At 59.9% G+C, this 10,962-nt stretch carries 8 protein-coding genes; 2 read left to right on the forward strand and 6 right to left on the reverse strand.

Annotated elements, in window-relative coordinates:
• Positions 1-79: 79 nt before the first annotated feature.
• From argF to OHL21_RS16005, 5 genes are read right to left on the reverse strand one after another with little or no spacing between them, the layout of a single operon-like run.
• The gene (gene argF / locus OHL21_RS15985; protein WP_263418279.1) at positions 80-1,144 is read right to left on the reverse strand and encodes an ornithine carbamoyltransferase; all 1,065 of its coding nucleotides are present in this window, start codon (positions 1,142-1,144) and stop codon (positions 80-82) included.
• A complete protein-coding gene (locus OHL21_RS15990) occupies positions 1,137-2,387 on the reverse strand; it encodes an aspartate aminotransferase family protein (RefSeq protein WP_263418280.1) in 1,251 nt (416 codons plus the stop codon). The genes argF and OHL21_RS15990 overlap by 8 nt, the downstream gene beginning before the upstream one ends.
• 29 nt (positions 2,388-2,416) lie before the next feature.
• A complete protein-coding gene (gene argB, locus OHL21_RS15995) occupies positions 2,417-3,199 on the reverse strand; it encodes an acetylglutamate kinase (protein ID WP_263418281.1) in 783 nt (260 codons plus the stop codon).
• Positions 3,196-4,281: an N-acetyl-gamma-glutamyl-phosphate reductase gene (gene argC / locus OHL21_RS16000; protein WP_263418282.1), complete on the reverse strand. Its 1,086-nt coding sequence runs from the start codon at positions 4,279-4,281 to the stop codon at positions 3,196-3,198. Before argC ends, argB begins: the two co-directional genes overlap by 4 nt.
• A gap of 3 nt (positions 4,282-4,284) precedes the next feature.
• A complete protein-coding gene (locus tag OHL21_RS16005) occupies positions 4,285-4,725 on the reverse strand; it encodes an arginine repressor (protein WP_263418283.1) in 441 nt (146 codons plus the stop codon).
• 330 nt (positions 4,726-5,055) lie between these two features.
• Between OHL21_RS16005 and OHL21_RS16010 the strand changes: the two genes are divergently transcribed.
• Both OHL21_RS16010 and OHL21_RS16015 read left to right on the forward strand, forming a co-directional pair.
• Complete coding sequence (locus OHL21_RS16010) at positions 5,056-9,534, forward strand: glutamate synthase-related protein (protein WP_263418284.1); 4,479 nt, start codon at positions 5,056-5,058, stop codon at positions 9,532-9,534.
• Positions 9,535-9,686: 152 nt separating this feature from the next.
• A complete protein-coding gene (locus OHL21_RS16015; RefSeq protein WP_263418285.1) occupies positions 9,687-10,199 on the forward strand; it encodes a DUF2231 domain-containing protein in 513 nt (170 codons plus the stop codon).
• A gap of 52 nt (positions 10,200-10,251) precedes the next feature.
• Here the strand turns inward: OHL21_RS16015 and OHL21_RS16020 are convergent, their stop codons facing one another.
• Positions 10,252-10,782: a TetR/AcrR family transcriptional regulator gene (locus tag OHL21_RS16020; RefSeq protein WP_263418286.1), complete on the reverse strand. Its 531-nt coding sequence runs from the start codon at positions 10,780-10,782 to the stop codon at positions 10,252-10,254.
• Positions 10,783-10,962 lie beyond the last annotated feature (180 nt).

Genomic DNA, 10,962 nt, shown 5'->3' on the forward strand with positions numbered 1-10,962 from the left:
CGTCACAACCTCTTTCATTGCGTCCGGTCACCTGCGTGCAGGTGACCGGACAGAGTGCGGTGTTTCTACCGCCTGTCTGTTAGACGAACCGCTTCTTCGCCTTCGGAATGCGCTTGGCGCCTCCGAGCAGCATCAGCAGGATGGCCTTCTGCGCATGCATCCGGTTCTCCGCCTGATCGAAGACGATCGACTGCGGACCATCCAGCACGGCGTCGGTCACTTCGGCGTTGCGGTGTGCCGGCAGGCAGTGCATGAAGACGGCCTGATCGTTGGCATGCGACATGAGCTCGTCGTTGACCTGGTAGGGCTTGAAGATCGGTGCGCGCTTGGTCGCCTCGTGTTCGAAGCCCATCGAAGTGCAGACATCGGTATAGATCGCATCAGCGCCGGTGACGGCCTTGATGGGGTCCTGCGTCAGCGTGATGCTTCCGCCGGTCTGCTCCGCGATCTCGATGGCCTTGTGAATCACGTCCAGCTTCGGTCCGTAATTCTTCGGCGTCGCGATGGTGCAATGTGCGCCGAGCTGCGCCGCGGCCAGCATCAGGGAGTGGCAGACGTTATTGCCGTCACCGACGTAGGTGAACTTCAGGCCTTCGCAGGTTGAGAACTTCTCTTCCAGCGTCAGGAAGTCGGCAATCGCCTGGCACGGATGCTCATAATCCGAAAGGGCATTGACGACAGGCACCTTGGCGGAAGCAGCCATCTCGGTGATGGTGTCGTGCGAATACGTGCGCAGGACAATCACGCTCATCCAGCGCTCAAGATTATGGGCCATATCGGCCAGGCTCTCGCGCTCACCCAGGGGGCTCTGCGTCTGGTCGACGAAGATGGCGTTGCCGCCCATGGTATTGATGGCGGCTTCGAAGGTCAGGCGCGTACGCAACGACGCCTTTTCGAAGAACATCACCATCTGTTTGCCATCGAGGGCTGTCTTGAAATCTTCCGGATGGTTTTTGACGGCATGAGCCAGCTCCATGATGGCTGCCATCTCTTCCACCGTCAGATCGGCGATCGAACACAGATCGCGGCCCTTCAAGCGCTTTGCGGCCTCGCTGAATGCGCTATCGCTTTGAATTCCCAATGATACTTTCGGCACTGCTACTCCCTCATTCCTCGGGCTCATGACGATGGTTTTGCTATCCATGGGCTGCCTCACCGGCAAGCACTGGAGTCGTTGCGTCCTTGGCTTGCCTCAAAATCTCGTCCAGAGCGCTTACTGCAATGTTTACATGTTTCTTTTCGATCAGGTAAGGCGGAAGGAACCGCAGTACCGTCTCACTGGTGCGGTTGATTAGAATACGGCGGTCCATCATCTGCGTGGCAACCAGCTTTGCCAACTCAGGGTGTTTGATCTCCGCGCCGATCATCATACCGATACCACGTACCGAGATGATTTCAGGGTGCTTTACAGCAAGGGCCTGCAACTGCTCCATAAAGTAGTTACCGACCTCGGTCACATGAGCCAGCAGGTTTGATTTCTCGATCTCATCGATCACCGCTGTAGCTACGGCGCAGGCCAGCGGGCCTCCGCCAAAGGTGGTTCCATGCAGACCGGGCTTCATGGCACGGGCAGCTTCCTCGCTGCAAAGCATGGCGCCCATCGGCAGGCCACCCGCGAGCGGTTTCGCCAGGGTCGTAATGTCGGGTTGAACACCGAAGTGCTGGTACGCCGTCCACTTGCCCGTCCGGCCCATCCCGCTCTGAATCTCATCGGCCAGCAGCAGGGCGCCGGTCGAGTCGCACAGCGCGCGTGCCGCTGCGAAGAACTCCTTCGAGACAGGGTGAATGCCACCCTCGCCCTGCAGCACCTCAATGCAAATGCCACAGACGTCGTCGGAGAACTTTGCCTTCAGGTCTTCGATGTCATTGAAGCGCACGAACTCAACATCGGGCATCACGGGAGCGAAGGGCTCGCGGTACTTGTCCTTATGCGTTGTGGCGACCGATCCCATTGTCCGGCCATGGAAGCTGTGCTCCAGCGCGAGGAACTTCGTCCCGATCGTCCTGCCCTCTTCGCGCAGTACGCCGGCGTGGGCGCGGGCGAGCTTCAGCGCCGCCTCCCAGGCCTCTGTACCCGAGTTGCAGAAGAAGACCCGGTCCATGCCGGTCAGCTCGGTCAATTTGAGCGCGAGCGTGGCCGTGCCTTCATGAAAGAACAGGTTGGAGGTGTGCAGCAGTTTCTTCGACTGCTCCGCGATCGCATTCTCAATCGCGGGATGCCCGTACCCCAGGGCCGAAACACCGATACCGCTCAACAGGTCCAGATAGTCGTTGCCTTCGCTGTCGCGCAGATAGACGCCCTTGCCGCTTACAAACATCACCGGGTTGCGTTCGTAGGTCTCAAGCAGGAACTTCTTTTCCGCCGCCTGAATCGATGCAAGATCCATTTTTTTCACCCTTTCCTGGTTGTTCATCTCTACGCCACCATCACTTCTGTACCGTCGTTGACTCGTGTATGGACGAGATCCGGCAGCACGGATGCTGCCTCCGCCGGCAAAATTCGAACCCGCTTTACACCGCCCAGAAGAGCATCCTTGCACGCCTTCAGCTTGGGCAGCATTCCACCGGAGATCACCTGGCTCTTTTCGAGCTGAGGAATCTCCTTCAACGAAAGCCATCGCATCACCGCTCCGTCCGCTCCCTTTACTCCGGGAACATCTGTCAGGAACACCAGGGCATCAGCCTTCGTGGCGACCGCGGCAGCGGAGGCCATCTCATCTGCATTTACGTTGTAGTACTCACCGTCAAAACCTAAAGCGATAGATGAGATGACCGGAATGGCGCCCATCTTCCAGATAGCGTCCAGCCACGTCGGATCGGTTGCGGCAATCTCGCCGACAAAACCCAGGTCCGGATTGGTCTTCTTCTTTCGTGCACGGAAGACATTGCCATCACCGCCGGCAAGCCCGACGGCCTGCTGGCCGAGCTGCCCCAAAGCCGCTACCAGCGACTTGTTGACCCGGCCTGCGAGCACCATCAGGGCCGCATCGCGGGTTTCGGCGTCTGTGACGCGCAGCCCATGGATAAACTCACTCTTCTTGCCCAGAGCCGTCAGCGTCTTGGTTAGCTGTACACCGCCGCCATGCACCACGGCCACCTGGTGGCCATCTTTGGCCAGTTCCACAATGGCGCGCGCGCAATCCATCCGCAACTTCTCGCTCTCCAGGCCCGCACCGCCCAATTTCACGACGTACTTCACAGCAGGCCCTCCTCTTCCTTCCATCCACACATCACGTTCATGTTCTCCACGGCTTGTCCGGCCGCGCCCTTCAGCAAATTATCGAGACAGCTCACCAGCACCATGCGTCGGCCATCGGCCGCAAGCTCAAAGCCCAGATCGCAATAGTTCGTCCGCACGATGTACTGGATCTGTGGAAGGCTCCCGGCCTTGAAGACCCGCACCAGCGGATGGCCGGCATAAAACTCGCGGAAGACCTGCTCCACGGCTACCTTGTCCATCCGCGACTTCAGCCGCAGATAGATCGTCGACAGAATGCCGCGGGGAATTGGCAGCAGATGCGGTGTGAACTGCAGCGCATCCGCCGGCAGACCCACCTGCTCCAAAACTTCGCCTGTGTGCCGGTGTCCGAAGACGGCATAGGCACTCAGGTTGTCGGCGGCGTGCATAAAGTGTGTCTTTGCCGTCGGAGCCTTGCCGGCGCCGCTTACGCCGCTCTTAGCGTCGCAGACGATACCGTGTTCGATGTCCACCAGCCCCGCGGCTACCAGCGGACGCAGCGCCAGAATGATGCTGGTGGCGTAGCAGCCAGGATTGGCGACCAGACGTGCATTGCGAATGGCGTCATGGTGCAACTCCGGGCAGCCGAAGACCGCTTCGGCATCCAGCTTCGCCGCCAGTTCCGCATCGGCATCGTGCAGCTTATAGACAGCCCGGTTCGAGGCCGATTTTAACCGCCAGGCGCCGCTCAGATCCACCACCCGAAGTCCGGCATCCAGAATCTGCGGTACCCATTCCCGCGACTGCTCATGCGGCGTCGCCAGAAAGATGATCTCCACTCCGGCGGCTTTCAGCTCGCTCCACGCGGGGTAGGGAACTACGGGCAGCTCCTGCTCGTCAATGGCGTAGAGATGCGGTTGTAGCTCGCTCAGCGTGGTCGCCTCACGGCCAATAAACATGGGCCTGGTTTCCTGCAACCGGGGGTGCTTCAGCAGCAGCCGCGCCAGCTCTCCGCCGGCATAGCCGCTCACGCCCGCAACCGCCGTGCGCACGCCGCCCGTTGTTGCTGTCATCTCCGTCTTTACCTCTGTCGCCGTCGTCATCTCTTACCTGATAAGCTCCGCAATCCGTGCGGTTATGGTTTTAGCTTGCTCGATATCGCCGCAGATCACCAGCACGGTATCATCCCCGGCAATGGTGCCTACAATCTCTTCCCAATCTTCGTAGTCCAGGGCGGCAGCTACCGGCTGAGCCCCGCCAGTCGTCGTGATGATGACGACCTGATTCATGGCCTGCCGCACTTCCAGGCCAAAGCTGTGCAACAGGTCATCGATCTCCGGAGACCGGTCATCCTCGGTCGCTGCGACGTTGGCGAGCGTATATCCGTTCGGGCCCTTGTAGAGGTTCAATTCACGCATATCCCGGGACAACGTAGCCTGCGTTACATTGAAACCACGCTTGGCCAGCTTTTTGCGCAACTCATCCTGGCTGGTGATCGTCGCCGTCACCAGAAGCTCTCGAATTGCACTGTGCCTTTGCTGTTTCATCCTGAATTTCTATTCATCCATCCTGCATCCTCTGCCGCTTTGAACAGCAGAAAAACGCAGCACCTGCTTTTGACAGCCGGCACTACGTTGTTGATGCATAAAAATACAAGATCATGTATAAATATTCACAGCCGCTATGTCAAGTGCCGGGCGGTGTTGCTCTCAAGGTCGAGATCCATGCTTCCGGACGCTATCCGGATGGGAAATCGGCGTAGAATACAGACTGGACCCCAGCAGTGCCGCTTTTCAAGGCGAAGTGTACGCGCCATCGCGAGCGTCTACCTGCAGGTGTCCCCGAATGACAGGAAGGCTTTACCCAGGTTCATCGCTATGAAGATGTCAGTGCCCTCGCTTCTCGACTCTCGCTTTGACCATGACTCCTGCGGCGTTGGATTCGTCGCCCAGGTGTCTGCCACACCGTCGTATGACATTCTGGCCAAAGCGCTGACCGCCCTAGCCCGTCTCGCCCACCGCGGCGCGGTCGCGGCCGATGGCAAATCGTCGGATGGCGTAGGGATTATGGCGGCAGTACCGCGTGCGTTGCTGCTGGAAGAGCTGAAACTGGACCTCCCGGCGGACAAACCGCTGGCCGTCGGCATGTGCTTCCTGCCGGTGGATTCGGCCAAAACTGAGGCCGCCATTGTCCGCTCGCTGGAGCTTCAGTCGTTTAAGGTCCTGGCGTGGCGTACGGTGCCGACCCGTCCGGAGACGCTGGGAGAGATCGCCCTCTCCACCATGCCTGTCATCAAGCAGGTGATCGCCACCACCGACGATACGTCCACAGACGTGGAGCGTCGGCTGTATCTGGCGCGCAAGAAGTTTGACGGCTTCCTGGCTTCGGGTGAAGCCGACGGATACCTTTGTTCGCTCTCGACTCAGACCATCGTGTACAAGTCGATGTGCGCCGGCCGCCTGCTGCCGGAATTCTTTCCTGACCTGGCCAATCAAGCCTTCGTGACGTCCTTCGCTCTCTTCCACCAGCGTTACGCCACCAACACCACGCCGACCTGGCACCGCGCACAGCCTTGTCGTGCCCTGGCGCATAACGGCGAGATCAATACCGTTTGGGGCAACCGCGCCCGTATGGCTGCTCGCGATGCCACCCTGCCTGATGAGTGCAAGCCGATCCTGACGCAGGGCGGTTCTGACTCCACCTCTCTCGACGAGACCGTCGAACTGCTTCGTTACAACGGCCGCACGCTGCCTGAGTCACTCCGCATGCTGGTGCCGCCGGCCTATACTGCGAAGCCATCTTCCTTCCTGCAGTATCACGTGGATATGGCTGAGCCCTGGGACGGCCCGGCTGCGCTCGGTTTTGCCGACGGTAAAGTCGTTGGCGCGGCCCTGGACCGTAACGGTCTGCGTCCCTCACGCTATGCCGTCACCAATACTGGCATCGTCGTGGCGGGATCCGAGGCCGGCCTGGTCGATCTTGATCCCAACACGGTGATCGAGTCCGGACGTCTTGGGCCAGGTGAGATGTTCGTCGTCGATCTCATCGAGCACAAGGTGCTGCATAATGACGAGCTCTTCGACCTGTTCGATGCAGACCCGACCTACCAGCAGCTTCTTGCCGAGCAGACTCCGCTGGTCAAGGCCGACATCGCCGATACACCCGATCTGAAGTCGCTGCTGCCGATTCACCTTGCCTTCGGCTATACCAAGGAAGAGGTCCGCATGATCCTCGCGCCGATGGCGACCGAGGGCAAGGATCCAGTGTGGTCGATGGGTGACGATACGCCGCTCGCATTTCTGGCGAAGGCTCCGCGTCCGCTCTATGCCTACTTCCGCCAGCGCTTCGCCCAGGTAACCAATCCGGCGATCGATCCACTGCGCGAAGCCTGCGTCGTCTCGCTGCATACGCGTCTCGGCCCGTGGTCACACATGCTGGACAAGCATGCTCCGCTGCCAGGTCTCTCGCTGTTTTCGCCCTTCCTCTCTCTGGGGCAGGCCGCTGCGTTGCGTGAGCACAAGTACGATCATGCCGCCAACCTGAAGACGGTTGAGCTGCCGTGTCTCTTCACTGCAACTACGACCCTCGAAGCCGGGCTCGAAGCTGTCGGCGAGCAGGCTGTAACTCTGGTGCGCAACGGCGCCGGCATTCTGCTGCTGACCGACCGTGGAGCTTCAGCCGCCTCGCTTCCAATCCCCATGGCGATGGCTACCGCCTACGTCAATGAGGTTCTGGTTAGGGCTGGTCTGCGCGCCAACGTGGGTATCGCTGTGGAGGCAGGAGACTGTCGCGACATTCACCACGCCGCCGTCCTCATCGGCTACGGTGCAGGCGCGGTCTGTCCTTGGCTGGCGCTCGAAAGCGGACGTGCTCTTACTCCGGCCGGAACCGACCCCTACGAGTCCGAGAAGAAGATGCTCAAGGCGCTCGACGCCGGTCTGGCCAAGATCATGTCGAAGATGGGTGTCTCTGTCGTCGACTCCTATCGTTCGGCCCACCTCTTTGACATCCTCGGCCTGCACATGAGTGTCGTCGATAAGTGCTTCCCAGAGACGCCGGCTCCTATCTCGGGTATCGGTTTTGCCGAGATCGAGCAGCAGCTCCGTAAGCTTTGGGGCGCGGAGCAGGCAACCGATCTCACCGATCCGGGCTGGGTGAAGTTCCGCCGTGCAGACGGCACTGAGCCGCATGGCTGGGCTCCTCCGCTGGTGAAGGAGCTGCAGACTGTTGTGGGCTCGGCTCGTAATGTTCCCGCCGCTGCCGACCCTGCTGCTGCTTTCCAGATCTATACCCAGAATGTTGCCAGCCGCGAACCCGCCTTCCTCCGTGATCTGTTGGAGATTCGCCCGGCAGGACCGGAGCTGTCTGTCAGTGAGGTAGAAGCGCCGGAGAAGATGTACCGCCGCTTCATCGCATCGGCTATGTCGCTCGGCTCCCTGAGCCCCGAGGCGCACTCGACGATCACACTGGCCATGAACACCCTGGGCGGCAAGTCCAACACTGGTGAGGGTGGAGAAGATCCAGGCGTCTACAAGCCGAGTCCGGTCGTCTCCAGCTTCCGTACGCCTGGCGGTGGTGTCGTCACCATGGCCCGCAACGAGAGCGAAGGCGGCGTCGCTGTTGCCGAGCCGATCGTTGCCGCTCCGGCGATCCATGGCATGCTGAACAACAAGATCAAACAGGTTGCCAGCGGACGCTTTGGCGTTACGGCCGAGTATCTGGCAAACGCCGAGGAGATCGAGATCAAAGTTGCCCAGGGCGCCAAGCCCGGTGAGGGTGGACAGTTGCCCGGACACAAGGTCTCCGGCCTGATTGCTCGTCTGCGCCACGCGCAGCCGGGTGTGCCGTTGATCTCTCCGCCGCCGCATCACGATATTTACTCGATCGAGGATCTTGCCCAGCTGATCCACGACCTGAAGCACGTCAATCCGCGTGCGGCTGTGGGTGTGAAGCTCGTCTCCTCCTGCGGCGTTGGAACGGTCGCCGCGGGTGTGGCCAAGGCATATGCCGATTACATCGTGATCGCCGGTAACACGGGCGGTACGGGTGCAGCAGCGCTGTCGTCGATCAAGTACGCGGGTAATCCGTGGGAGCTTGGTCTGGCCGAGGCGCAGCAGGTGTTGATCGAAAACGGCATGCGGGGCCGCGTCCGTCTGCGTACCGATGGTGGTCTCTCGACGGCTCGCGACATCCTGGTCGCCGCGCTTCTGGGAGCGGACGAGTTTGCTTTCGGAACGGCAGTGCTGGTGACTCTGGGTTGCGATATGGCTCGCCAGTGCCACCTGAACTCCTGCCCGACGGGCATTGCCACGCAGAAGCCTGAGCTCCGCGCGAAGTTCCGCGGCAAGCCTGAGCACGTGGTGCAGTTCTTCCAGCAGCTCGCTTCGGAAGTCCAACAGCTTCTCGCCCGTTACGGTCTGCCTTCGCTGGAAGCTGCAATCGGACGCACCGATCTATTGGAGCAGGTCCGTTTCGATGGCGGTCTGGATCTGAAGCCGATGTTGGCCGTTCCTACCGAAGAAGGCGCAGTTCGCTGGCAGGGAGGCCGGAATGATCGCCCGGTCTCGCGTCCTGCTGTCGATGAAGCCTGGGTTGGCCCGGCAGTCGACGCGGCGAAGCAGGGAATGCCATACCGTGTGCACTCCGACGTGGCGAACCGCGATCGTGCTATTGGCGCGCGCATCGCGGGTGAGCTGGCATTATTGAAGTCGCGCGCCGAAGCTCCGCTGCCGCGTCCCGACATCACGCTGAACCTGAACGGCACCGCTGGTCAGTCCTTCGGCTGCTTCGCGGTCGACGGTATGAAGCTCATCCTTGAAGGCCAGGCCAACGACTTTGTCGGCAAGGGCCTTGCGGGTGGTGAGATCATCCTGCGTGCACGCGGTCTGGCGGCACAGCACTCCGGCCACCACGTCATCCTAGGCAATGTGGCTCTCTACGGCGCAACCAGCGGCACGCTCTTTGCCGCCGGCCGCGCGGGCGAGCGCTTCGCGGTCCGTAACTCCGGCGCCACTGCTGTGGTAGAAGGCATCGGCGACCACGGCTGTGAGTACATGACGGGCGGCATGGCTGTCATTCTCGGTAAGACCGGTATCAACTTCGGCGCCGGAATGACGGGCGGCATCGCCTGGGTATACGACGCTGACGGAAGCTTCCTGTCGACCAAGCGTTGCCACGAAGATTTCCTGGCTCCGGAGACCTTCGAGCAGGCAGGCGAGCATGCGCAGATGCAGCTTCACGAACTGATCGAAGCACATGTAGAAAGGTCGAACAGCTCGCTGGCGAAGACTCTGCTCGCCGACTGGGCGAACGCATCGCAGAAGTTCATCCGCCTGGTTCCTAAGCCCCAGGCATAAAAGGAACTTGCAACACAACCGGCTGGCCGCAAGGTTGCCAGCCGGTTCCTCTTTAAGGTATTTCCCAGCCGCGCCTCTCCGTGCAGGACACCCGATCTCCAGTACAGGCATCTCAGCATCAAGGTTTGGTTCTATCGAGATGGAGGTGCGACATGGAGAGTAAAGCCAAATTTCTCGGACACCCTATTCATCCGGTGTTGGTCGTTTTTCCTCTGGGATTGCTTGCCACCGCGGCTGCTTTCGACATCGTAGCCCTCATCCAGCGAGATGCCTTCTGGTATCGCGTCTCTTTCTGGCTGATTGCGGCGGGCATTATCGGCGGCCTCTGCGCGGCTGTCTTTGGCGCTATCGATTGGTCCGCTATTCCCAGGGAAACGCGAGCGTGGCGAATCGGCCTCCTGCATGGTGGAACAAACGTCGTTGTCGTGGTGATGTTTGCTGCAAGTTGGTGGATACGCGACAAGACTGGTCAGATTCCGTCGACTGCTGCATTGACGCTTTCATTTGTCGCCGTCGCATTATCTTTCGTGGGTGGATGGTTAGGAGGCGAGCTTGTGGATCGCCTTGGCGTCGGCGTGGAGGACAATGCGAATCTGGATGCCCCGAGTTCGCTCTCGCCTCGTTCCGGGAAGGGGCACGAATTTCCTTTGCGTAAAGCCGGATAGCCGTGCGGTAGCAGTCGCAGTCCACGCGGTGTTCTAAAAGATGCAAATGGAATCAGAAGCTGCGCAGCAGGAAGTCCCTGGTGTTTGCGAGTACCTTCTCTCGTAACGCGGGATCCGGCAGCAAGCGGGCAATCTGGACTGTCCCGATCATTGTCGAAAAGATTACAAAAAAAGCGCTCTCTTTATCAGTAGATCTCCGTCCCGGCATGAACGGCCGCATGAGGTCTTTGTAGTTCCTGAGCTCGTCGAAGATCCGGCCCTTCATCTCTTCGCTGGTGCGAACCATCTCAGGAGCAAGCGCGGTCAGGGGGCACCAACTCTCAGCTTGAGAGCAATGTTCCGGCTGCAGATAGGTTGTCACGATGGCCTTCCACGCGATCTCAGGGCGAGATTCTTTTGCGGCCTTCAAAAGACGGTTGATAATCTCCCGGAAGGCCTCGTTTAGCGACTCGAGAACTAATTCATCCTTGCTCGCGAAATGTTTATAGAAGCCACCATGGGTCAGACCAGTGTCCTGCATCACCGCGGAAACGGCAGCGCCGGTCAGCCCTTCTGTACGGATTCGCCGTGAGGCGTCTTTCACAATTCTTTGATGGATTTCAGCTTTATGTTCCGGCGGGTATCGCATCGTCTCATTATAGGATTTTGCGCATCATCTAACTTCGGTTAGAGCTTTTTCCCTGCAGGTATAGTCCAGAGCATCCGCATCTATGGGCGTTTTCGCAATGAAAACGCCGCTTCACGAACCCTTCCGGGATACCCA

Source organism: Terriglobus albidus (genome assembly GCF_025685425.1).
Taxonomy (GTDB): domain Bacteria; phylum Acidobacteriota; class Terriglobia; order Terriglobales; family Acidobacteriaceae; genus Terriglobus; species Terriglobus albidus.